Source organism: Bacillus sp. SG-1, assembly GCF_000181495.1.
Lineage (GTDB): Bacteria > Bacillota > Bacilli > Bacillales > Bacillaceae_B > Rossellomorea.
Map to the genome: position 1 here is coordinate 597,899 of NZ_ABCF01000001.1, position 23,634 is coordinate 621,532.

The window sequence follows — 23,634 nt, forward strand, 5'->3', positions numbered from 1 at the left end:
ATTGAGCAGCAACGTCTACAATTTTTTCTTAAGTGACGGTTATGTGATAATAACAAAAGCGTTTATGACATGTTTCTGGTAGTATCAGGGTACTAACAATGTTGGGAGAGCTGCCCATATGAAAAACAGAAAAAGAAAAAATGCTCGCCGGTGAAATGTATGACCCCGTTGATCCTGTTTTGATGAAAGAGCGTGAGGAAGCGAGAAGACGGTGAGAAGCGTACAGCTATGTTGAAGGAACTGCTTGGCTCTACTGGTGAAGCCGTGTATATGGAGCCGAATATCCGGTTCGACTATGGATATAATACCCATGTTGGAGAAAACTTTTTTGCCAGCTTTGACTGCACCATCCTTGATGTATGTGAAGTAAGGTTTGGTGATAACTGCATGTTCGCACCGGGCGTACATATCTATATTGCGACACATCTACTGGACCGGACTGAACGGAATTCCGGCAGAGAGTATGCCAAACCACTCAGCTTTGAGATAACGTTTGGATTGGCGGCAGTGCAGTCATCAATCCCGGTGTAACGGTCGGTAATAATGTGGTCATTGCTTCTGGGGCGATAGTGACGAAAATGTACCGGATAATGTCGTCGTTGCTGGCAATCCGGCGAAAATCATCAAGCACATGGATATCGATGTATCTAAAAGCTAATAAAACAGACAGTGATGAGCTTAATTTATTGACATGAAAAACTGTAAATAATACCATTACAGTATCAATTTAATAAATGAAGAAGCTTAGACAATGTTTTAAGCTTTTTTTAAAAGATAACTGTAACTTATGATTTTACATTTAAGAAAAGATTGAGAGTGAGTCACTCTGCTATATTGAAACCATTAATGCCCTAAGAGTGACGTATTTCCCTAATAGAAAGGACTAGTTGAAATGGCAAATATAAATATACCTGTTTCCGTATTGAACCTGGCGCCGATCCGCGAAGGTCAGAACTCAAAGGATGCCATCGATTCTATGATCGATTTGGCACAGGCAGCAGAGGAAATGGGCTACACCCGATATTGGATCGCTGAACATCATAACACTGCCACACTTGTGAGCTCAGCGACTTCTCTTTTAATCAAACATACATTGGAACACACCCAGAAAATCCGTGTTGGATCCGGTGGTGTCATGCTGCCAAACCATTCGCCATTAGTAGTGGCGGAACAATTTGGCACAATGGCAACCATATACCCTGACAGAGTGGATTTAGGGCTCGGCCGTGCGCCGGGAACAGATATGATGACAGCCAGCGCACTGCGAAGGTCATCCACACAGGAAAATGTTTACACATTTCCAGATGATGTTCAGCAGCTGCTGACCTATTTCGGCCAACCGGAAGAGCAAGGGTATGTAAAAGCGTATCCAGGAGTGGGGACCGATGTACCGATCTATATCCTTGGGTCGTCCACCGACTCTGCCTACCTTGCGGCGAAACTTGGCTTACCGTATGCTTTTGCCTCACACTTTGCTCCAAGGCACATGGAAGAAGCATTATCCATCTACCGCAGCCGGTTCCAGCCATCGAAGTACCTGGATAAACCACATGCCATCGTCTGCCTGAACGTCATTGCAACAGAGACAGATGAAGATGCAAAAAGGCAGTCAACGACCATGCAGCAATTCTTCCTCAACGTAGTCCGGGGCACCCAGAAACCAATGAGCCCGCCGGTAGACGACATGGATGAAATATGGACTCCCTCTGAAAAACAAGTGGCCGATTCCATGACAAGCGTGACCTTAATGGGAAGCAAGCAAACGGTCAAAGAGCAATTGACCCGTTTTCAAGAGAAATACAATGCAGATGAAATCATGGCCGTTTCCTATATCTATGATAAAGACAAGCAGAAACGCTCTTATGAAATCTTTAAAGAAGTCGTGGATGGGAAGTGACTTTATTCTCAAGTAAAACATTAAATAATACAACGAGTGGAGTGTCAGGATTCAACTAATTCTGGCACTTCTTTTTATTTGGGCTGTTTACTGGTAACTCACTTTGGTCCTACCCCCCTCCAAATAACCCTTTTACCTATATTGAAATGAAACTATAAATTCTATATAATTGTTGCTCCATATATAGAAATTTGAAATAATTGGTAACGAAGTAAAACTTTTTAATTAATTGAATTTAAGAGAGAAGGGGAAAATAAAAGTGAGCAAACGTTCAATTATTAGATATGTAGTTTTTTTAATTTTTGCTCTTGCCATAATCGGGATATGGGGTTATAGAGAACAGCAGCAATCGTATAAGGAACCGTCTCAAGCCATTCAAGCGAGTGAGGAAGGACTCTTGTTGATTCCTGCGTATAAAAGGGATGATAAGTCTTTGTACTTCTTTATTAAAGATAGAAATAACCTGGGGTCAACATATGCTCACAAAGGCATGTTCGGATGGAAAAGCGATTTTTTCACCTGGGGTTCAATGGATCCGAATAGAAACTATGAGCAACTTTGGGGATTCCAAGTGCATGGTGAAAACTTGGTTTATGGTCTGATTAGACTTGGTACTGAACAGACAGTCATGGTAGATAATCAAGAAGCGCAATTATTGAATCTGGCAATGTTACCCCCTTCAGTAGTAGAGGATTATCAATTAGAAGGACTGTTTCTTTGGTATTTTGAAAAAGAAGATCAGTCAGAATATAAACAGGTAAAGTTGCTGCAAAGGGATACTCAGGAAATTATTCAAACTATAGATTTATAGATACTTCAAGGAGTATGGAATGTAAGATCTTCAATTAGATCAAGCAAGAATTGTTCAAACTAATCTGGGATAAAGCTGTTGTATTCTCCTTCTATAATTTTAAGATCCACTAATTTATGAAAAATTTTGAAACTTCTATCCTGTTAGTCCGTATATGTACCAAGAAGACATTTTACCGGATAAGGAGGGATAAAAGTGGCGTTCATCTATATCAGCCTGGGCATCATCTCATCAGCCATCTTTCTATATTACTGGGGCAAGTCAGGATATGATTGGGGAACAACGGAAGAGGATAGGGAATAGGGAATAGTGAATCTACATAAAAACCTGTGGGGGAGATGCAGATGAAGAAGAATATCATAGGCACAGTGATTTCAGCAGCGGTATTCGGAGTATTGGTTTGGGGAGCAAGTTTGATCTTTTCATTTTCCTTTTTGGACTGGGGCTTCTTTATTGGCCTGGCAATTTCAGTAGTACTGTTTTTCTTTAACAGCAGCGGCGGTATGTTATCTAAAAATGCCACCCTGGATGCGAGCACGGCCGGTTGGAAGATCCAGCAGGATAATGAACTGAAAGCCAATGTCGGCTTTGTCTTTTATGGAGCTGTTCTGTTTACAGTTATCAGTTTTATCATGATGATTGTTACTTATTATTAATAAAAATTAAACGTCATAATAAAGAAAGTCCTGTTGATTGGTACAGGGCTTTTTAGTTTGTTATTCTTTCTGAAAAAATCTCTACATTAGTGGCCCGGAATCTCCTCAAAAGACGAAACTCATTGGGCCGTTTAGTTCTTAAATGGCCCAACGACTATTCAAAAATGGAATCTCAATGTGCCATATCCCTCTTAAATGGACCAGCACCTCATCAAAAACCGAATCTAATTGGCCCATTTAGCTCTTAAATGGTCCAACATCTTCTTGAAAATGGGATCTCAATGGCCCAATTAGCTCTTTATTGGGCCAACATCTCATCAAAACACGAATCTCATTGGGCCGTTTAGTTCTTAATTGGGCCAACATCTACTCAAAAACACAATTTCATTGGCCCATTTATCCCTTAAATGGCCCAACGACTATTCAAAAATGGAATCTCAATGGGCCATTTCCCTCTTAAATGGGCCAGCACCTCATCAAAACACGAATCTCATTGGCCCATTTAGCTCTTAAATGATCCAACATCTCCTTGAAAATGGGATCTCATTGGGCCGTTTATCCCTTAAATGGCCCAACATCTCATTAAAATTGGAATCTCACTGGCCCATTTAGATCTTTATTGGGCCAACATATACTAAAAATCGCAATTTCAGTGGCCCATTTATCTCTTAAATAGCCTAACATACCCTCAAAAACCAAACCTCACTGGCCCATTCCCCATACTCTCGGCCCAACACGGCACAAGCAATTTCACTAATTCCCCACAATAGTGCATAAACACTAGCAACCCAAGACCAACCCTCACTAAATCAGAACCAAATTCTCTTCAAAAGGATATATACCTTAATACAAGGTAATTCAATCACCAATGTAGAATGTTAATAAAGTACAGCAATAGATTACATACCAGAAAAAGAAAGGTTGATGAAAATGAGTGAAAATAAGAAAAGTGCAGTTTCATTTCTGCAAATGGTAGCATCCGGAAACGTTCGGGAGGCTTTTAAAACATACACAGCCCCAGGCTTTTTCCATCATAACCCTTACTTCAAAGGAGATGCAGAATCAATCATTCCTGCAATGGAAGAGAATGCAGAAAACAACCTGGAAAAATCCTTTGAAGTTTTACGAGCAATTGAAGAGGGGGAAACTGTAGCAGTGCATTCTTACGTGAAGCAAAATCAGGAGGATCTTGGCGCTGTTCTGGTTCACATCTTCCGTTTCGAGGGAGAACGCATCGTGGAAATGTGGGATGTCGGTCAGGTCATTCCGGAAAATTCACCTAATGAAAATGGCGCTTTTTAACCGTGTTATAACAAAACGGCTGTCTTGCACAGCCGTTTTTCAATTGTTACTTAAGGAAGATGTTTCTTTAGGAGATTTATACATGGCTGCCTGGAGGTTGGTATTTAAAGTAATATCCACATTGATGGCTACAATGTTGCGGGGGAATGGCTTTTATTGTCCGGACTTGGATACCGTCACTGGCACGTTATGACACCTTAAAAAAGCTCAGAAACCAATCTGAGCTTTTTAAATTATTTCCTTTTCTGTGCCTGCTGCTTGTTGGCTTGCAATTCGGCTGCGTACTCTTCCTGAGACTTCCCTTGTTTTGCTGCCTCAGACTGGATTTTGCGGAACTTGTTGTCGTTTAAATTCGGCATAGTGACACCTCCTTACGAACATGGATATTATGCACGTTGAGACCTGTTTTATTCGACAAAAAATAGACGCATTTTCCTATAAGAAAATGATAGTCAAAATGGAAGGTACAGTGTAAAATAAATTTAAATTTCTGTGGTGTGCCAAAGAGGCTTCCATCAGAGAATATAGCCCTTTTCAAAACTTCATAATTTTGCCGCTTCCAGTATCAAGAGATTTCTAATTATTTCGAATTTTAATAGACAAGAGGTAGATGAAAGTTGACAATGGAGACTCAAGAATTAGCTGTTAAGGAACAAAGTATTTTTCATCACGTTGGGAATAAAATCAAAACGGAAGATAGAGAGATAAATATTATTGCCAAATTGGAAGAACCACTCATCGTCGTCTTGGGAAATGTACTGAGCGACGAAGAATGTGATGCGCTAATTGGATTGTCAAAGGATAAACTGAAGCGGTCGAAAATAGGGAACACTCGGAACGAAAATGACATGCGGACAAGCAGCAGCACGTTCATGGAAGAGGGCGAAAGTGAAGTCGTAACAAGAGTTGAAAAAAGGATTTCCCAAATTATGAATATCCCTTACGAAAATGGAGAAGGGCTGCAAATCTTGAATTATAAAATCGGACAGGAGTACAAAGCTCATTTTGATTTCTTTAAAAATGCAAGCAACCCCCGGATCAGCACATTGGTCATGTATCTGAATGATGTCGAAGAGGGCGGGGAAACGTATTTTCCCAAATTGAATTTCTCGGTTTCTCCCCAAAAAGGTATGGCGGTGTACTTCGAGTATTTTTATGACAACCAAGAATTGAATGACCTGACCCTGCATGGCGGGGCACCAGTTATCATCGGAGATAAATGGGCGGCCACGCAATGGATGAGAAGGAAGCAAGTAAAATAAATATATGAGCGTACCAGTGTATATAATCGCTGGTACGCTTTTTTTTTGAGCAGGAATAAAGTTTATTGGTAAATTTTTCTCGTTGTTAAATAGAATAAGCTTATAAACAACAAATATTTATTGAAAAACAATAAATAATCCATTAAACTAAAGTGGAACATTTTACTAAACAGGGGGACCGGCCAATGAGAAAATTAACACCTCTTTTGCTATCCGTTTTAATGCTTTCTGCTTGTTGGAATAATAATCAAGTTCAAGAAAAGGAGAATGTTGTATCTATCGTTATCGAGAATAATTCAGATATTGAATTCTCCTCGATGGTCATCAAGCTTTACCAGGAAGGTGACTTAACATCCTCTCAGGGTACCGCGAATGCTGATGGGTCCAATTTTGAAAAAGATGATGTCCTTCGTTTAAAATACTATGAACAAGATATGAACCTAGAGGGAATTGCCTCAATGGAAGTGTTCCTTGTCGACTCCAATGGCTCAGAAACGTCAGTTAACCAAACACATTCTCTGGTTCTAACAAAAAATAAAGAATTCAACTTTGAAATAACCGGAGATACAAAAGATAATGCCAAAATCTCAAAGATAAACTAAAGAAAGAATCTAATAAGAGTAAATGTCCATCCTAATAGCAGGAGGGATACACTTGATAATAAGGATTCTTGTTGTACTTTTAACTTGTATGTCTTTACTTCAATCTGCCCACGCGGAAACGAATTTGAAAGCGGTCTTCATCCGCAGCCACCAGTTATGGATCAAAGAAGGAAAAGGTGAAATCCAGATTACAAAAAACGCGTATGTGTCTTCACCAAAATGGTCATATGACGGAAGGTTTGTTGCTTTCATTGATGGGGATGAAAAGGGGAAGAAAACGGAATTATTCATCTATGACACGAAAGAGAAAGAAACCTTTCAGCCGTATGTAAAGATCGAAACGTCCAACTTCAAATGGTCGCCTGTCAACAATCAGCTGGCTTACACTTCAGGCGGAGTTTTAAATGTGACCAAGGTAAAAAACGGCCGGCCGCAGGGATTTGAAAACGTGTCTTTGGGGGCAGGTGACTTTGAATGGTTTCCAAACGGCAAAGAGTTTATTGTCTCTTCCCAGCCGAATCTGCTTCCGACGGGATGGGAGCCAATCAAGCTTTATAAGATCCCTGTTGAAGCAAAACTTTCTCCTGAAAACGTGAAGCTATTTTATACTATTGAAACGAATGAACCAGATTTTTTTGCAATTACGGCTGATTATTTTAAATGGAGCCACAATGGAAATTGGCTGAGTTTTCTCGCCACTCCGACTGCTTCCTGGTCGAATGACAGTAATACATTGTGTGTCTTGAATTCAAAGGGAGAGCAGTTTCATACTATTGGAAAAATGCTGTGGTATCCAGATTGGATGAAATGGGCTCCTTCAACTGACCATCTTGCGTATATATCTGGTGAAGGAAGGTTCTTCGTCGAAAATAAGAAATCAACAATCGCGGACATGCCGGCAGCTGTCCAGCAAAAACAATATACTCCTGACGGCTATGTCGACCTTGATTTGGCCTGGTTTTCACCGGAGCGTGTCATCGTCGCCCGTGCAGAAGAAAATAAAGAGTGGGATGAAGGACCGATCCCGACCATGTTCACCAGCCTTCATGCAATCAACATTGGTACAGACAGTCAAGAACAGCTTACATTTCCAGGGAAGAATGAAGTGGACCTCGATCCGCAAGTAGTAGGTACAACAATCACCTGGTTCCGGAAAAAGCCAGACCAAATGTATGGAGACGTTTTGGCGAAAGAAGGTTTAAAGGGCAAGGAAAAAACGCTGATAGAACATGTGGATTCAGCTCCAACTTATTACTCGGAATAGTGAAACGATGCCAAGAAAAAAAGACCTCCGGGTGATTCCTGAAGGTCTTTCAGTTGTTATATAAGTTCACTCTTGGAGACTAATGTTTTTTAGTAACGGGTGTAGTTACTACTTCAAAAACTTTCTTTTTTGTTTCTTAAAGTAAGCTCTCTTTTCAGGGATTCTTTTCTCATACTGTTTAGCCTCTTTCTCATACAACTCACGTGCTTTCTGATAAATGTAAGTCATGTTAATCCCTCCCGCATATACTTATAAATAACCCTGCATTTTTACTGATTGTATGCTGGGTTATTTCCTTTCATACTAAAACCTGTAAAAAGATTTGTCTATAGGCATAAGGAAATTTTTCTGAAAATTAATACAAATGCAACATTTTTTTGACCATAAGCAAAAATGCCTAACTTATGGATATAAATGAATGAAAAGCCGAGGGAGGTAGAAAACTACTAAGGATTCAACCAATTCAGGGGTGTATGATGAATAATTCTGGAAATCAACAACAGAGCAGATGGGAGCTGGCCCATCTCAGTATATTCGGCACAACCCAGGTTCATTTAAGAAATCCATATACCATAGCATTCTGGTCTATCGCCTTTCCTGGTTATGGTCATTTGCTTTTGTCCAAGTATTTACGTGGTTTCTCTTTGGTTATATGGGAGATTTTCATCAATCAATTGACGCATTTAAATCTTGCAATGATCCATTCTTTTACAGGAAATATTGACGCTGCCAAAGACGTATTGGATGTAAGGTATATGCACTTATACATACCGGTTTATCTTTTCGCCATTCTGGATAGTTATCGTTCCACTGTGGACTTAAATAAAATTTACCTAATAAATGAAAATAAATCGCCCTCAGTGAAAAAGCTCATTATCCGGCCGTTTGAAATCAACTACCTTGATAAACGGAACCCAATGATCGCCTTCTTTTCTTCAATGACGATTCCTAGTGTTGGCCAGTTGTACACACACAGGATTTTTGGGGCTATATTTACTCTTATTAGTACCGTTATATATGTTTATTACTCTCATGTGCTCGAAGGTGTTCATTATCTGCTGATAGGGGATATAGAGAAGTCAACCAGCGTACTTGATCCGCAATGGCTGCTTTATATTCCATCTTTTTATTTTTTTACCATCTATGATTCCTATATGAATGCCGTGGAAAATAATAAATTGTTTGATTCAGAACAAAAACAATATCTTAAAAGAAATTACCAGCCCAAGGACTTTAAGATAAAGAAAGGTGTGAAGGTGGAATAATGCAGATATTTGCGACTTTTGACCATTCACAATACCTTGAAATAGCGATCTCCAAACTGGAACAGAGAGGGATCACCGACATCTTTGCCGTTCCATTGGACAACCGTACTGAAATGCCGAGACTCTTTGACTCACTGCATCGGTCTGACGGCATCTCGCTCATTAATAAAGGCATGTTTTTTGCGGTGCTTTTTGCGGTCATAGGAGCGAGCAGAGGGTTTATCCTTGAATGGGGACCGATTTACTGGGGTCTGATTGGAGCAGGTTCCGGTTTCTTACTCGGCTTTATCATCGATTTAATACAAGTCTTTATTAAAAGAAAAAAAACAAAACTGTTAAAAGGAAAAAGCTCTGAAGTGATTATGATTATTAACTGCAGTGAAGAAGATAGCGATGAAGTCGTGAAGATTCTTTGGGACAATTTATCACTTGGAGTCGCGAAGGTGAAGTAAGAGGGGGGCGGATCGTTTCTACTAGTAAACGATTATAGTCGGTTTGGTGCATAAATGTCGCTTTTTTACGCATAAGTACCTCGATTTGATGCATAACTTCCAAAGCAGAAGCAAAACTACCCGAGTTTGATGCATAATCACTTCATTACAGTGCATAACATCAAATTGATACAAAATTTTGTGTCTCCCATTATCGAGAAAAGCGTCAGAAATGCTGATATTTTCAACAAGGAAAACCCTAAGCTAATATAGAATACAATTAATAGCTATCAAAAAAGCCCTGACCGGATCATTCATCCGAGCAGGGCTGTAAAAGGTATATTATTCAATCAGCGTTTTGATATATTTTACAGCTTGTTTGACATTGTTCAAGCTTTTCAAAGAGCTCAAATCAAAACCTAATTCAACGGTTTTCTGCGCCATTTCGGGTCTGATGCCAGAGAGGACCGGGTTAATTCCGAGCATCTTCATAATTGAACTCAATTTATAAAGAAATTCAATAACCTGTTCATCAAGATTATAAACACCGGAAAAATCCAGGATGACATACTTTATGTCTGTTTCTCCTTTGAGTTTTTCAGGTAACGTCTCCAACAGCAGGTTTGCTTTGTCGTTATCAATCGTTCCGACCAGTGGAATGATTGATATGCCATCGGAAACAGGGACGACCGGCGTGGAAATTTGGTGAATTTCATCTTTTAGCCGTTTTTCTTGCTCTTTCCGGCTAGTAATGTCACGTAACACTGATAAAACATAACGTTTTCCTTCATGCAGGAAAGGGTGGCAGTACAGTTCGACTTCCACTTCCCTGCCGTCGATGGTGACCACAGGCTGTTCGATAAGTTGGCCAATCTCATTTTCTACCAAAGCTTTACGAATTCTTTCTTTTATCATAGTTTTTGAGCCATTAGGAAATATATCCAGTACTTTTGCACCTGCCAGGGCCTCTTTGGATGCTCCAAGAAAATCTGCACCTGACTGGTTGATATAAACAACCCGATAATCGCTGTGAATTATAATGGTTTCAAACGTATTTTCAATTATATTACGTAAGAGACTCTGGTTTGCATAACTTTCGATATCGATGGACTGCGGAGTTTGTTCCATATTTCCACTCCTATCTTCTAATTTCTTACTCTAGCATAAACCCTTTAGGGCTGTTTGGCTAGGTTTGTACGGAAATTCAAAGATTTAGATTAAGTTGGTGGGGTTTTAACTTTTATTTAAATGAGGAGGTTTGATGCAAGTAGGGGGCAGGTTGAACGTGTTTTATGTTGAACTCTGCAAAATACGTCCGTTAACCATACTTTTCAGTACAGAATACATACGTTTTATTGTAAAAAATGAGCAACAAGGAGTGAATAACAATGAAGTGGAAACGTTGGTTACTCATAGTCCTAGCCATATTTTTAATGGCGGCCATCTTCACCAATCCAACAAAACAGGACTATATACAGTTTAGTGAAGAGAGCATTGGGGAACCCATTCCGGAAGAGGCGGACAATACATATATTGAGAGAATCAATTTTGTTCTTTTTTCTGCCTATACTCCGGTTACCCATCTTGAACACGGCATGACCCATCTTGGGATCTTTGGGAAGTTTGTTAAGGTATCTGATGGGCAGTATGATTATCCCTTTTGGCTGGAATTTTTCAATTGAAGAGAGGGGCGGGTTACAGGCCCGTCCCTGTATTGGATAAGGTATAGTTAAGCCTCTGAAATGATAATCGTCTTCTGGACTGCTTCCGCTTTTTTATAAGCCTCAGCGATGCCCAATTCTTTCTTGAAATTTTTGGATACCTTTTTGTACGGAAGCGCTAACTCGAAATCCTTCATAAAAGGAAATGATTCAATTATTACTTCATCCTGGCTTTTCCAGTGAGCCTTCAGTAGCTTTTGTTTCGGGTGAAACAACTGGGTATTCTTAAATCCATTCCGAAACCAAGGGTGCTCATCCTGTTTCTCAACTCCGGGATCGTTCAAGCAGAGGTAGAGGGAAAGATTATCCGAGAATTGCAGTAGAGCAAAATGCTGATGAAGCAGCTGTTGGTCAAGTTCAGGTGTATTCTGTTTAATTTTCTTTTGCCGTTTTGTTTCTTCGTGGATAAAATGAATGCCATCAGGGTCTTTGGATTGAGAAAAGAATGAACAGAAATGCATACTGCAAAGAAGAGCCGCATAAGGGTTCATGCTCTCAATCTCATGGAGACCGATTTTATAAAAAGCCAGCTTTGGAAGCAGGGGGTAATCAGAAAAAGTGTAAGGCGCATCCGCCTGGTCATTCCAAATAGGCGTCTCATCCAACCCGATCCACCCGCGGTCGTGTTCACGTGCTGCATATACAGCGTCATTAAAGTAGGAGTCCGATTTAAGTAACGATCTATTAAGCTGTCGGGTGATTTCACCCGACAAAAAGGCGTGGTCATGCTGTGTAATCATGATGAAAGAGTCATTATTTTCCCTGATTATCATTTCATGTGACCCCTTTCTGATACTTTTTTTCTTCCTTATATACCCTTTCATATGGTGTTCTGTTAGACAATAATATAATTATTAAAAGCGGGAATTTATTATATCGATACAACCAGTATATCTAAACACAATACTAATATCATGTTTTGGATTAGTTTCTTTGGGTGGAGCATTAACTTTATTGCGCCTGTATTGACTCCCTTCTAATTAAAAAGGGACTACAAGATTTTGGTGAACAGGTTTTTTAAAATACCAATAGTTGACTGTTCCAGTCGCTTTACTGTGGGCATGCTTCTAATTGAAAATACTCAGACACAAAGATTTTCGATTAATAGGTAGGTAAGGGGCATCATCTCGTTCGATAGTGCAAATGGTGTGCCGCGCTAAAATCTTCAGCACATTATAATACATATTTCTTCAAATTATTATCACAACCCGCATTCAATATTCAGACAAGTTTGAATATTAGTCTTTCCTATGTCATAATATTGGTAATTATCTACAGGGAGGGATATCCGTTGAAGGCTGTTGAAAAGAGCAGGGACCGCCACCTGGCCATTAATGAATGGGAGAAGGAAGCGGAAGGCTTCATCAATAAAAAAGCATTTGATTACATAGCAAGAGGTTCAGGGGAAGAGTCGACATTAAGAGCCAACAGAGAGGCGTTTTCACAGTATGAACTATCCCATCGCATACTCCGGGATGTTTCAAGCATCGAGACATCCGTAACTGTACTCGGCCACACTATTCCTTCACCGGTACTATTTGCACCGATTGGGGTTCAGGCGATTGCTCATCCAGATGGGGAACTGGCTACTTCACGGGCCGCTGCCTCTATGAACCTTCCATTTGTTACAAGTACCGTTTCTTCATACTCCATGGAGGAAATAGCTCAACAGATGAAAGACACCCCACGCTGGTTTCAGCTTTACTATTCGGGGAATGAGATGGTCGCCGAGAGCATGATCAAACGAGCGGAATCTGCAGGTTACTCCGCCATCGTTCTAACTGTGGATACGCCGATTATGGGATTCAGGGAAAGTGACCATATCAACAACTATTCACCGATTGGCGAGGGAAGCGGCAGCGGAAACTATTTCTCTGATCCAGTGTTTAAAAGTTTGCTGGAAAAACCTATTTTAGAAGATAAACAGGCAGCGCTAAAGAAGCAGCTCGAACTGTTCGAAAATCCAGCGGTCACCTGGGACGCGATACATCGAATCCGCCAGTATACAGACCTTCCAATCTTATTGAAGGGTGTCGTTCATCCTGAAGATGCCAAACTGGCTTTGCAATACAAGGTTGATGGGTTAATTGTGTCCAACCACGGCGGCAGGCAGCTCGACCACGGCGTCGCGACATTGGATGTTCTTGAAGAGATCTGCCAGGTCGTACAAGGAGAAATACCAGTATTAATCGACAGTGGTATCCGTCGCGGCAGTGATATTTTTAAAGCTATAGCCTTGGGAGCAACAGCTGTGTTAATCGGACGTCCGTTTATGTACGGCCTTGCCCTGGACGGAGAAGAGGGTGTCAAAAGAGCGATGCATCAAATCCTGAAAGAGTTTGAAACAACAATGAGACTGGCAGGTACGGTCAAAATCAGCGAGATTGATAAAACTTATTTGGTTTCCAAATGACTTTTTAATATTACAACTACATGGACTATAATGGGTGATAACGAGGTAAACACCGTATTATAAAAGGAAACGACCTCTATAATGGTTGATTCCAGCGAACCCGGCCTCACAAAACAAAGCCGAGCTCCATGATAAGGCGCGTTTTTCGTTACCAGAAGATATAACCTCTATGTACACGACCAATAAACTAGCTATCAATTAAAACAAATAAATGGCCACTAAGCCTCTTATAAAGCCCGGGTTAACCAGACAAGCACATGGTCATCCCGGGCTTTGCCATGCCCATCTGAACTATTTTTTTGACAGATTCAAAATACCCTTGTATGATATGAAAAGTAATTCCGACTAATTTTATCAGGAAAGGGTGTTTGATGATGGCTATTACAAAAGTTCAGCCCGTCAACGATGCGAAGGATCCGATACCTCGTTCAGATACAAACTTAAACAGCCCGCAAATGCCGTTAATATACGGCGGTTTGATTGCAGGGGCAATTCTACTAATCTATTTAATGATGACACAATCAGCAGCACAACCGTTGCTGCTCATGATTGGCCTGGGAATTGGATATACTTTATTCCATGCACGATTCGGCTTCACCTCTGCATTTCGCAGATTCATGTCTGTCGGGAACGGCGAAGCGTTGCGCTCGCATATGCTGATGCTCGGGGTGGCAGTAACCTTATTCGCACCAATTCTGGCATTTGGTTTATCCTTCTTTGGCGGTCCGGTTAATGGATATGTTGCGCCGGTTGGTATCAGCCTGCTTGTCGGTTCGTTTATGTTCGGCATCGGCATGCAGCTTGGCGGAGGATGTGCGTCAGGTACTTTGTATGCTATTGGCGGCGGCCGCTCCGTTATGTTCATAACGCTATTATTCTTTATTGTTGGTGCAACCGTCGGAGCAGCTCACCTGCCGTTCTGGACAGAAGATTTACCGTCCTTTGAACCGGTTTCGTTGGCAACTTCTACTGGTTTAGGATATGGTGGCGCATGGATTGTATCCATTGCTCTGTTTGCGCTTATTGCATGGGTATCCACTGTTGTAGAAAAGAAGAAAAAGGCGCCGAAGATGGCACCAGTTCCAACGGCAAAGGGATGGAAAAGAATCTTGCGCGGTTCATGGCCGCTGTTCGTTGCTGCTATAGCGTTAGCCGTGTTGAATGCTTTGACCCTTATGACACGCGGTGCTCCGTGGGGAATCACTTCTGCCTTTGCTCTATGGGGATCCAAAGCGGCAATGTTCTTTGGAGTGGATGTTGCGAGCTGGGGTTATTGGCAGGGCGCCAACGCAGCAGCCCTTCAGTCTTCCATCTTCGCTGACTCTACCACAGTATTGAACTTCGGTGTAATCTTGGGAGCCTTCCTGGCATCGGCTGCCGGAGGACTTTTCAGATTCTCAAAAGTGACAGGCAAAAATGCAGCCGCCTCTGTCATTGGCGGTCTGCTTATGGGTTATGGTGCCCGTCTTGCATTCGGATGCAATATTGGAGCCTACTTCGGTGGAATTGCTTCCTTCAGCCTGCATGGCTACATTTGGGGTATTCTTGCAATGGCCGGAACCTTTGTGGCGCTCTTTTTAAGACCGATGTTCGGCTTGTCCGTTCCTAAACCGAAAGATACATTCTGTTAGTGAAAAGCAGTTCAGTTGAGAGGCATACTCTTGGCTGAACTGCTTTTTTTAAAAGTCGATAAAGGTTTTCAGCATTTAAAATCGTATTCTAAAAGTAAAAGGATTATAGTGTCGGCTAGAAGGGAATGGAAAGTAGTTGAAGATGGTGAAGCTATTAGGAATGGTGAAAGGTACGGTTCAACGAAGGGAGGATATCAGAGTGAGTCTGGATGTTAAGCTTCTTAAAGGCATGGAAATCCATTTAGAGAAAGGCATAGTGAAAAATGGATATATAAAAATAGAAAATACAATAATAACCGATATTGGTCCGATAGAAGAATTAAAACAGGTGGAACACTGGGAAGTCATTGATCTTCCAAGTAGTTTCAAGGCCATTCCCGGTTTCATTGACGTACATATTCACGGAGTAAACGGCGCTGATGTGATGGACGCTACACCGGCTGCCTTACATACAATGGCGCAAACACTGCCAAACGAAGGGACAACGTGTTTCCTTGCGACAACGATCACCCAGAGCCGAATCGAAATTGAAAAAGCATTAGCAAATGCAGGAGATTTTATCCTAAACAAGCAGCACCCTGGCAAAGCAGAAGTCGCCGGGATTCACCTGGAGGGTCCTTTTGTAAATAAGAAACGTGCAGGGGCCCAGCCGTCCCAACATATCGTCGATCCCGACATTGAGCTTTTTAAAGAGTGGCAGTCATTGTCTAAAGGAACGATTAAACTTGTTACGCTTGCTCCGGAGCTGGCAGGGGGATTGGAGTTGATCACCTCCTTAAAAGAGATGGGTGTCATTGCCTCCATAGGCCATTCTGATGCGACTTTTGAACAAGTGCAAGAAGCAGTCCAGGCAGGGGCGATTCATGTGACACATTTATTCAATGGAATGAGGGGCTTGCATCATCGCGAACCGGGTATAGTGGGGGCAGCGTTTTTACTCGATGAACTGAAGGCAGAAATAATTGCGGACGGCATTCATGTACGTCCTGAAGTCATTAGACTGGCCTATAAGCAAAAGGGAAGCCAAGGGGTCATCTTAATCACGGATTCCATGCGTGCAAAGTGTCTGAAAAACGGGCATTATGATTTAGGTGGACAGAAGGTAACCGTAAAGGATGGAAGAGCAGTGCTAAGCGATGGTACACTCGCTGGCAGCATTTTAAAAATGAGTTCTGCCATAAAAAATATGTTGCACTACACCGAATGTTCACTTCCAGAGGTTATCGAAATGGTCTCTGTGAACCCGGCTAAGCAGCTAGCACTTTATGAGCGGAAAGGCAGCCTCTCAAAAGGAAAAGACGCGGATATTGTCATACTGGATGAAAATCTGGATGTTTTCATGACATTCTGCAGAGGAGCACTCGCTTTCAACAAGGAGGAATAGACCCATGAACTTAATAGCCGTAGAAGACTACCAGGAAATGAGTAGGCGGGCTGCCGCAATTATAATCGAAAAAGTTCGTTCCTCAAACGCTGTTAATCTAGGTCTTGCCACTGGTGGGACTCCGGTTGGCACCTACGAATGCTTGATTGAAGACCACAATGAAAACCATACATCATACCAGGGGGTTACAACCTTTAATCTTGATGAGTACGTCGGTTTTTCAGGGAAGAACCCGAAAAGTTATCAATACTACATGAATGAAAAGTTGTTTAACCATATAGACATTCCTTCATCCAAAACCCATATTCCCAATGGACTGGCAGCAAATATGAAGGATGAATGTCTGCGTTATGAACAGGAAATCGCTCATCACGGGGGAATCGATCTTCAGGTGCTTGGCATCGGAAGCAATGGCCATATCGGGTTCAATGAACCGGGCACTTCCTTTATGTCAAAGACTCATCTCGTCGAATTAACACCTTCCACAAGAGAAGCGAACGCGAGGTATTTTGAAAATAAAGAAGAAGTACCGACCAAAGCGATCACAATGGGCATTGCCTCCATTATAAAAAGCAAGGAGATCCTTCTCTTAGTTTCAGGAGAAAAGAAGAAAAAAGCACTGACCCAACTTTTCGTAGGCGAAGTGGATGAACGTTTTCCAGCTTCTGCTTTGAAGCTTCACCCACGTGTGACCGTCATTGCGGATAAAGCGTCGATCCCTGATAAGAATGAAAAGCTGTTTAATTTATAGTGTGTGTAATCAAGGGGGCCAGGTAAAAAATATGCGAAAGTGTAGTTGGCAAGAGGAAAACAAGGCTGATTTCATAATGAATTCAGCCATTATTATTTATAAAGAAACGATGAGTTTGGGCATAACTCTCTAAAGAACAAGCAAAATAAGAACGAAGAGGCAGGGAAACGTCTTTTCTTATTTCCTGGCCTATGATTTGTTTTTATATAAAGGATGGTGAAAAAAATGTCCAAGAAAAAGAACAAAGACCTGCAGTACAACAAAGCAATGCAAAAAACAGACGTAGAATTTGCACAAAACGGCCTTGAAAAAGTCGCACTGAAAGCTGACGAAAGAAAGAAATAACACACTTTACCACACTGAAGCACTAAGAGGGACAGTCCCTCTTAGTGCTTTAAAGTATTAAAGGGATGATGTTAATCCGCCTAAATAGACGCATATCTCAAAGATGTGCGTCTTATTTGCGTACAAAATAGATTGATGAATCACCGAATGTTTGAAATAATTGGTATTAAGAGATAGAGGCTAGGGGGAATAAAATGTTGATGTCCAAGGAACGAAAAATAACCGTTTTTTTAGCTGTATCTGCACCATCATTTATAGCTGCCGGGATGGCCCTGAAACAATTTATGTATTTCGCTCCATTAGTAGGCTGGCTGGCCTGTTTGGCAGCACAGGTGACTGCCCTGATGTATGCCTTCAAGGCGCATAAAAAACAAAGATGAAAAGGATTTCCTCTGGAACAAGCTGAAGACCCTGCTGAAAGGAATGTTTATGTTGTTTTTAATTATTAGTGCAATTATATTTTTAATTTCCGGTTACTATTTTATCCTTACTCTCATAGAAGCGGTGCAGGATGTAGGATCTCCAAAGCTTGCCGCGTTCCTTTTTACTATATGGGCTTCCTCGGCCATTATTGTAGCAGGAAACATAATTAAGTAATTCAACACCAAAGTAATAAAACCAAGTTCACACTTGATCCAATTGAAGACAATGAAACTAATAGGTTGTATGTGTCGTCAATATAAAAAACTGCTCCATCAACTATTAATCGAGGTGTTCTTGTGAACAAAATTTTATTATTTTCCGTTCTTTTTCTCTTTCTCCAGGGGTGCAGCGAAAAGGAGACGGAGGAACTAACCTTTTCTGAAGTGGAGAGCATTCCTTCACAAGTCAGTGAATTTATCGATGCTGTGTTGATGGACGAGGATGGGTCTGGGAACGGAATTTATATTGCAGAAAATAAAGGGAACAAATATCTTTTCCTCAGTCAGGAATTTCTGGATGAAGGAAAGGAATTTGGAGAACCCCGAGTGGAGAGCGAAGATGATACTCTAAATGTCTACCTTTATGACACTTGAAGCGACAACTGCTCACAACAAGCAGGCGGCAAATTGTACTACATAGAAACAGATAAAAACTACGAGTTCCTCGATAAATTAAAAAATGGCGTAGAAACATATATAACAGCTGTCACTGCCATAGAGTAATGGAAGAACACTTTAGTCCACTAAAAGGGACTGTCCCTCTTAGTGCTTTAAAGTGCTAAAGTATAAAATTATTGAGGAGCGATTATGAAATCAATTATTGTGTTTTTTCTTGTTTACTTATTGCTCAGTCTTCCCGCAATGTTCAGTTTTGGTTATGTGATTGACTGGGTGCCAGAAGCGACATTGCTGCAAAAGTTTAAAGGGTATGTGGTAGAGGGACTTGTTCAGTACTTCCTTTTGAAAGTTGTCATTTCTATTATCGCTGCATTCAGCTTTCATTACATTCCTTCTTTACTACAAAGAAAATAAAAAGAGGTGCCCCAATGAGCAGACTTGTGATATTGACAGTTGGAAAAACTCACAGCGGCAAAACGACTTTTGCTAGAAAAATAGAAGAAAAACTCCGAGGTTCAGTCGTCATCGATCAAGATAATCATGCTGAATTCATCAATACTTTTTACAGAAATCTACTTCCCCCAGAGGGACCGAACACATTGAAATACGCCATCTCCCAGACGATTCTGGATTATGCCGTTGATCACACCACATATCATGTTATCCTATCCAATTCGAACCGTCATCAGAAAGGGCGCACAAATATAATAAAGTATTTTCGCGCAAAGGGATTGAAGCCCATCCTTGTAAACTTCAAAATTCCCGATGAAATCCTTCAAATGCGAGTATCCGAAAGCAAACGAAGTACCAGGATATTCAGAAGTGCCTCTACTTTTGAAGAAGTACTGGCCAAACAAAATAAAGAAGTCGTAAAGGAACCGAATGAAGAAGAAGCAGACCACCTTTTCACCATTCACAAACAAGAAGATGTAGACAGTGTGATCAGTGAGATCATTAAAATATCGCAAAACGAAAAAGGAGGGGCTGACAATTAAATTATTTGCCGCTTTCGCTGTCCCCATCCTGACCATGATCTCCTGGTTAGCTGTCGGTTATTGGTCGAAGTCAGTGGAGGGTTTGGAAGAAAAGGAGAAGTAGTTAATAAGAGGTTACCGGAGGGATCACAGATAAAATTAGACCCCTTCCATCGAGATGATCAAGGAGTCCTTAATAGGTTTTCGATTTCATCATCAGAAATAAATTTCCACGTAATATCCTTAAAACTTTCTTTATCAGCGGGGTCCAATAGTCGATCAATTTCTTCCGGAGTAAGTTTAGTAATGCGATTATACATGCTGTCTCACCTGTCCTTTCACTACAACCTTCGAAGGGAACTTCCTGTTTATGAGGGTCATAGTCAGGATTAAAACAGAAAAAGATGGCTCAATACAGAACGTGAATTCACTTTTTAGTAGAAAATTTAAAGGAGAGAAGAACATGAAGGCCATTTTAATCGGAGCGACAGGTGCAACAGGTAAAGACCTGCTGGATTTATTGTTAAAAGATGATACTTATAAGCAGGTGGACATTTTCGTTAGACGTGAGGTTGAACTCCAACATGATAAATTACGGATACATGTTATTGACTTTGATAAACCAGAACAATGGAATCATCTAGTTAAGGGTGATGTTTTGTTTTCGTGTTTGGGTACTACCCTAAAAGATGCGGGAAGTAAAGAAGCTCAATGGAAAGTGGATTACGATTACCAATACCAGATTGCTAAGGCCGCAAAAGAAAACAATGTAAATCATTTTGTGCTGGTATCTTCCAGTTCAGCTTCTCCTGATTCTCGCTTCTTTTATCTAAGGATGAAAGGGCAGTTAGAAGAGGCTGTAAAGTCATTAGGATTTTCTAAATTGGTAATTTTTAACCCTCCAGGACTGGTGCGGAAAAATAGTGATAGAAGAGGCGAGATTGTTGGCATGAAAGCCATTCAGTTTTTAAATAAAATAGGGCTTATCCGCTCTTATAAAGTTATGCCGACAGAAATATTAGCTAGAGCCCTCATCAACTCTACCAAAAGTAAAGAAAATGGCATCTTTATGCTAAAGGGAAAAGCGATTTGGGAATGTGCCATGGCTAATAAGGGATAAAGGTCACTTATCAAGAATGTCAAAACTGACGAAGGCTTCCTGTAACGGTTAATGAACCTCATAAAAGGGTTGATTGGAGCTAGAAACACCTCGTAATCTGCGAGATATCCAGCTCCACCCCCAAGCCCCTAGAGCGCGCACCTGGGGGCCGAAATTCAGCTCGTACACTAAACTTTTAATGAACTACCTTCACTCATCTCCTGTGACATAGGTTTTCTAATGATCATCACAAATAGGCTGGCCATGCCGCAAAAAATACCTGCCAGCAAAAATGCCCAGGTGTAAGAGTCCAATAGATTAAAGATCACTCCACCACCAAAAGCTGCGACTGCAGCCCCCATCTGATGCGAAGCAAAAATCCAGCCATATACGACCCCGCTTTTTTCAACCCCGAACACCTGTCTTGATATACCGACCGTTGGAGGAACGGTCGCAATCCAATCCAGTCCGTAAAAAACCGAAAAAATGATAAGCAGGACGTAAGATCCTTCCGATAGGGCAAATGGAAGCAATAGGAGGGAGGCTCCTCTTAAACTGTAATACTAAAATAATAGCCATCTATTGTCAAAACGGTCCGATAGCCAGCCTGACAGTGTCGTCCCTATCAAGTCAAAGACGCCCATGAATGAAAGCAGGGAGGCGGCAGTGACCAAAGGGATCCCATAGCTGAGACAATAAGAGACAAAATGAGTACCAATCAATCCGGTTGTTGACAGGCCGCAAATAAAGAAACTGCCTGCCAGGAGCCAAAATTCTTTGTGTTTTACAGCTTGGAACAAACCGTTGAATGCAATGCTAATTGGATTTCTTTTTTGTTGATATGTATTGATTTCAGCTTCTTCCTCAAGACCATAAGGGAGGACCCCGGCATCACGCGGAGAATTTTTCATGAAAAGCAAAATGATTAATAGCATGACAACGCTGAGAATCATAATTAAGGCTATGGCCCAAATCCATGAATATCGTTCGATAAGTATTGCGAGGACGGGGAGCAATATCAATTGGCCTGTTGCCGTACTTGCCGTCAAAATCCCAAGCGCAAGCCCTCTTCGTTTTTCAAACCATTTATTCGCCACATAAGGGCTTAACACCGTTAAAAACACACCAGAACCAAGTCCGATGATGACACCCCAGATGATGACAAGCTGCCAGGACTCTTGCATGAAAAAGGTAAGTAATGTCCCCGTCAGCAAGGTTGCCATGGAAAGGACCATAACTTTTTTCAAGCCGAGAACTTCAATCAAGGCGGCCATGAAAGGTCCGGCTATACCATATAAGAATAAGCCGACAGCAAAAGCGAGTGATATAACGGATCGGTCCCATCCAAATTCAGTTTCAAAAGGATCGATAAAAACCCCTGAAGAAGACCTTACAATTCCGGCCACAATAATGGAGAAAAACGTTATGAGAAGGATCACCCAACTGTAATGGAAACGATTTAGTTTCAAGCACTTCACTCGCAATCTATATAATGAAAAAATTCACCATTATACAATTTTCCTATATTGTACAGTAGGGACAATTCAATTCTCAACAAGATTATTTGTCCTCTAAAAAATGACCTATGCCTGGACATAGATCATCTAAAATAAAGTCATTTTCCTACCTCAATCCTACCTGGGTTCTGGTTGATAGTTTATCTCTTTTAAAAGAAATACTCAAAAAGGAGCCCTCACTTTCCCCATCCCATATATAGGCCGCGTTCGAATCACCTTCTTCAGTCATTTGTTTTCCCTCTGTCCCAATAATCTCCTTCACTTCCTCATAACTCATCCCTTTCTCCAGCTGCTGGTACATCTCAAGAGTGACAGCACCTGTCGATTTTTCTTCCATTTCCTCACTGTCGTTCTGCACTTCTTTTTCAGCACCTGTTTCCAACCGGCAGCCACTTAAAATAATGGCTGAAGAGATTGCTCCAATTGTAAAAAGACGCTGCATTGTTATGTATTTCTTTTTCACCTTTCTTCCTCCTCCACTGTAGTTCTTAGAAGTTCTTCTAACTCTTTATCTATTTAACGTTGCTTCCCCGAAAATTGTTTCAAATTTCATGAAACTTTTTTTACCGCCATACGATATAAAGGATAAGAAAAAAAGGAGGGATACCATGTCCAATCAAGGTTGTATAAAATGCGGCAGCACGAATGCGGCAAAAAAAGAGGTTGCTATGACGGGGACTGGATTATCAAAAATGTTCGATATCCAGCATAATCAATTTATTGTCGTGTACTGTGAAAGCTGCGGGTATTCAGAGTTCTACAATAAAAAAGCCTCTTCAACTTCCAATATATTAGACTTATTTTTTGGGTGATCCGTTACGGCTGCTTTCATCCTAAGAGGATAACGGTATGAAACTATTTTTCCGGTTACCTCGTCCAATTAAAAAAAGGGGGAGACTATGACACCTATCGTAAAATACAACTTTCATCTGCTCATTTTTTTCTTCTCACTTATGTATCTTACTTTTGGACAACAATTAGGGTTGCCGAACTTTTTGGCACCTGTTTTGTTCATAATGATGATTTTCGGATTTATCATTTCAGCTGTAGTCGGTGAGAGGTTTAAAAAGGGGATTCATCCTCAGTTTGTCCTGGTTTCTAAAATGGCATGGACTCTGCTCTATGTTCTGTTCGTTCTTACTGGGGGATTGGTATTTGGCACAATTTCAGCCAATACAGTTCAAGCCGTAATGCCCCTTGCCGCTCTGTATCTTGCGTATGCACTTTGGAAACTCCGTAAAAATAAAGTAAAAACCAGTTAGCTCAAGA

General features: G+C 41.0%; 27 protein-coding genes and 2 pseudogenes. 23 read left to right on the forward strand and 6 right to left on the reverse strand.

All coding sequences use genetic code 11. The features are described 5' to 3' along the window. The first annotated feature begins 140 nt into the window (after positions 1–140). The 5 genes and pseudogenes from BSG1_RS03205 (at position 141) to BSG1_RS03225 (ending at position 4,666) form a co-directional block, all read left to right on the forward strand. Positions 141–658: pseudogene (locus BSG1_RS03205) on the forward strand (maltose acetyltransferase domain-containing protein). Positions 659–892: 234 nt separating this feature from the next. Next, a complete protein-coding gene (locus BSG1_RS03210) occupies positions 893–1,897 on the forward strand; it encodes an LLM class flavin-dependent oxidoreductase (RefSeq protein WP_006835391.1) in 1,005 nt (334 codons plus the stop codon). A 259-nt stretch (positions 1,898–2,156) separates the two neighbouring features. Continuing rightward, positions 2,157–2,708 carry a hypothetical protein gene (locus tag BSG1_RS03215; protein WP_044022265.1) on the forward strand — a complete coding sequence of 184 codons (552 nt, stop codon included), beginning with the start codon at positions 2,157–2,159 and terminating at the stop codon, positions 2,706–2,708. A 344-nt stretch (positions 2,709–3,052) separates the two neighbouring features. After that, entirely contained in the window at positions 3,053–3,364 is a 312-nt protein-coding gene (locus BSG1_RS03220; RefSeq protein WP_156791357.1) for a hypothetical protein, read from the forward strand. Positions 3,365–4,288: 924 nt separating this feature from the next. Continuing rightward, positions 4,289–4,666 carry a nuclear transport factor 2 family protein gene (locus BSG1_RS03225; protein WP_006835394.1) on the forward strand — a complete coding sequence of 126 codons (378 nt, stop codon included), beginning with the start codon at positions 4,289–4,291 and terminating at the stop codon, positions 4,664–4,666. Positions 4,667–4,899: 233 nt separating this feature from the next. Here the strand turns inward: BSG1_RS03225 and BSG1_RS21505 are convergent, their stop codons facing one another. Next, entirely contained in the window at positions 4,900–5,025 is a 126-nt protein-coding gene (locus BSG1_RS21505) for a hypothetical protein (protein ID WP_006835396.1), read from the reverse strand. A gap of 264 nt (positions 5,026–5,289) precedes the next feature. Here BSG1_RS21505 and BSG1_RS03230 point away from each other — a divergent pair, with 264 nt between their 5' ends. The 5 genes from BSG1_RS03230 (at position 5,290) to BSG1_RS03250 (ending at position 9,511) form a co-directional block, all read left to right on the forward strand. Beyond that, the gene (locus tag BSG1_RS03230) at positions 5,290–5,928 is read left to right on the forward strand and encodes a 2OG-Fe(II) oxygenase (RefSeq protein WP_006835397.1); all 639 of its coding nucleotides are present in this window, start codon (positions 5,290–5,292) and stop codon (positions 5,926–5,928) included. Positions 5,929–6,113: 185 nt separating this feature from the next. Continuing rightward, a complete protein-coding gene (locus BSG1_RS03235) occupies positions 6,114–6,530 on the forward strand; it encodes a hypothetical protein (RefSeq protein ID WP_044022266.1) in 417 nt (138 codons plus the stop codon). A gap of 88 nt (positions 6,531–6,618) precedes the next feature. Next, positions 6,619–7,794: a TolB family protein gene (locus tag BSG1_RS03240; RefSeq protein WP_006835399.1), complete on the forward strand. Its 1,176-nt coding sequence runs from the start codon at positions 6,619–6,621 to the stop codon at positions 7,792–7,794. Between the two features lie 473 nt (positions 7,795–8,267). Continuing rightward, on the forward strand, positions 8,268–9,059 hold the full coding sequence (locus BSG1_RS03245; protein ID WP_006835401.1) for a hypothetical protein: 792 nt from the start codon (positions 8,268–8,270) through the stop codon (positions 9,057–9,059). Further along, entirely contained in the window at positions 9,059–9,511 is a 453-nt protein-coding gene (locus BSG1_RS03250) for a hypothetical protein (RefSeq protein ID WP_006835402.1), read from the forward strand. The genes BSG1_RS03245 and BSG1_RS03250 overlap by 1 nt, the downstream gene beginning before the upstream one ends. A 321-nt stretch (positions 9,512–9,832) precedes the next feature. Here BSG1_RS03250 and BSG1_RS03255 read toward each other — a convergent pair whose 3' ends face one another. Continuing rightward, positions 9,833–10,618 carry a PAS domain S-box protein gene (locus BSG1_RS03255; protein WP_006835403.1) on the reverse strand — a complete coding sequence of 262 codons (786 nt, stop codon included), beginning with the start codon at positions 10,616–10,618 and terminating at the stop codon, positions 9,833–9,835. Positions 10,619–10,878: 260 nt separating this feature from the next. On the opposite strand from BSG1_RS03255, the gene BSG1_RS03260 reads away from it, so the two are divergent. After that, positions 10,879–11,172: a hypothetical protein gene (locus tag BSG1_RS03260; RefSeq protein ID WP_044022268.1), complete on the forward strand. Its 294-nt coding sequence runs from the start codon at positions 10,879–10,881 to the stop codon at positions 11,170–11,172. Between the two features lie 47 nt (positions 11,173–11,219). Here the strand turns inward: BSG1_RS03260 and BSG1_RS03265 are convergent, their stop codons facing one another. Next, positions 11,220–11,984, reverse strand: a complete 765-nt coding sequence (locus BSG1_RS03265) for a DUF3891 family protein (RefSeq protein ID WP_044022269.1) — start codon at positions 11,982–11,984, stop codon at positions 11,220–11,222. Between the two features lie 518 nt (positions 11,985–12,502). Here BSG1_RS03265 and BSG1_RS03270 point away from each other — a divergent pair. From BSG1_RS03270 to BSG1_RS03310, 9 genes are all read left to right on the forward strand, one after another. Continuing rightward, the gene (locus BSG1_RS03270) at positions 12,503–13,624 is read left to right on the forward strand and encodes an alpha-hydroxy acid oxidase (RefSeq protein ID WP_198008170.1); all 1,122 of its coding nucleotides are present in this window, start codon (positions 12,503–12,505) and stop codon (positions 13,622–13,624) included. 371 nt (positions 13,625–13,995) lie between these two features. After that, positions 13,996–15,255 (forward strand): YeeE/YedE family protein, encoded by a 1,260-nt coding sequence (locus tag BSG1_RS03275; protein ID WP_006835407.1) that lies wholly within the window; start codon positions 13,996–13,998, stop codon positions 15,253–15,255. A 30-nt stretch (positions 15,256–15,285) separates the two neighbouring features. Next, positions 15,286–15,471 (forward strand): hypothetical protein, encoded by a 186-nt coding sequence (locus tag BSG1_RS20705; protein ID WP_156791359.1) that lies wholly within the window; start codon positions 15,286–15,288, stop codon positions 15,469–15,471. After that, entirely contained in the window at positions 15,416–16,639 is a 1,224-nt protein-coding gene (nagA, locus tag BSG1_RS03280) for an N-acetylglucosamine-6-phosphate deacetylase (protein WP_044022348.1), read from the forward strand. The genes BSG1_RS20705 and nagA overlap by 56 nt, the downstream gene beginning before the upstream one ends. A 4-nt stretch (positions 16,640–16,643) precedes the next feature. Beyond that, positions 16,644–17,390, forward strand: coding sequence for a glucosamine-6-phosphate deaminase (gene nagB, locus BSG1_RS03285; protein ID WP_006835409.1), 747 nt, complete (start codon positions 16,644–16,646; stop codon positions 17,388–17,390). Positions 17,391–17,929: 539 nt separating this feature from the next. Further along, a complete protein-coding gene (locus BSG1_RS03290) occupies positions 17,930–18,115 on the forward strand; it encodes a hypothetical protein (protein WP_006835411.1) in 186 nt (61 codons plus the stop codon). Positions 18,116–18,454: 339 nt separating this feature from the next. Continuing rightward, positions 18,455–18,751: a hypothetical protein gene (locus BSG1_RS03300; protein ID WP_006835413.1), complete on the forward strand. Its 297-nt coding sequence runs from the start codon at positions 18,455–18,457 to the stop codon at positions 18,749–18,751. A 213-nt stretch (positions 18,752–18,964) separates the two neighbouring features. Next, positions 18,965–19,189, forward strand: a complete 225-nt coding sequence (locus tag BSG1_RS03305) for a hypothetical protein (protein WP_006835414.1) — start codon at positions 18,965–18,967, stop codon at positions 19,187–19,189. A 14-nt stretch (positions 19,190–19,203) separates the two neighbouring features. Next, positions 19,204–19,770: an ATP-binding protein gene (locus BSG1_RS03310; RefSeq protein ID WP_006835415.1), complete on the forward strand. Its 567-nt coding sequence runs from the start codon at positions 19,204–19,206 to the stop codon at positions 19,768–19,770. A gap of 161 nt (positions 19,771–19,931) precedes the next feature. On the opposite strand, the gene BSG1_RS20710 is transcribed toward BSG1_RS03310, so the two are convergent. Then, positions 19,932–20,069, reverse strand: coding sequence for a hypothetical protein (locus tag BSG1_RS20710; protein WP_006835416.1), 138 nt, complete (start codon positions 20,067–20,069; stop codon positions 19,932–19,934). A gap of 143 nt (positions 20,070–20,212) precedes the next feature. Between BSG1_RS20710 and BSG1_RS03315 the strand changes: the two genes are divergently transcribed. After that, a complete protein-coding gene (locus BSG1_RS03315) occupies positions 20,213–20,869 on the forward strand; it encodes an NAD(P)H-binding protein (protein WP_044022349.1) in 657 nt (218 codons plus the stop codon). A gap of 167 nt (positions 20,870–21,036) precedes the next feature. Here BSG1_RS03315 and BSG1_RS03320 read toward each other — a convergent pair. After that, positions 21,037–22,317, reverse strand: a pseudogene (locus tag BSG1_RS03320) (MFS transporter). Positions 22,318–22,471: 154 nt separating this feature from the next. Next, positions 22,472–22,828 (reverse strand): DUF3862 domain-containing protein, encoded by a 357-nt coding sequence (locus tag BSG1_RS03325; RefSeq protein WP_044022270.1) that lies wholly within the window; start codon positions 22,826–22,828, stop codon positions 22,472–22,474. 145 nt (positions 22,829–22,973) lie between these two features. Between BSG1_RS03325 and BSG1_RS03330 the strand changes: the two genes are divergently transcribed. Both BSG1_RS03330 and BSG1_RS03335 read left to right on the forward strand, forming a co-directional pair. Beyond that, on the forward strand, positions 22,974–23,177 hold the full coding sequence (locus BSG1_RS03330) for a zinc ribbon domain-containing protein (RefSeq protein ID WP_044022271.1): 204 nt from the start codon (positions 22,974–22,976) through the stop codon (positions 23,175–23,177). An 87-nt stretch (positions 23,178–23,264) separates the two neighbouring features. Beyond that, positions 23,265–23,627: a hypothetical protein gene (locus BSG1_RS03335; RefSeq protein WP_006835422.1), complete on the forward strand. Its 363-nt coding sequence runs from the start codon at positions 23,265–23,267 to the stop codon at positions 23,625–23,627. The last annotated feature ends 7 nt before the right edge of the window (positions 23,628–23,634 follow it).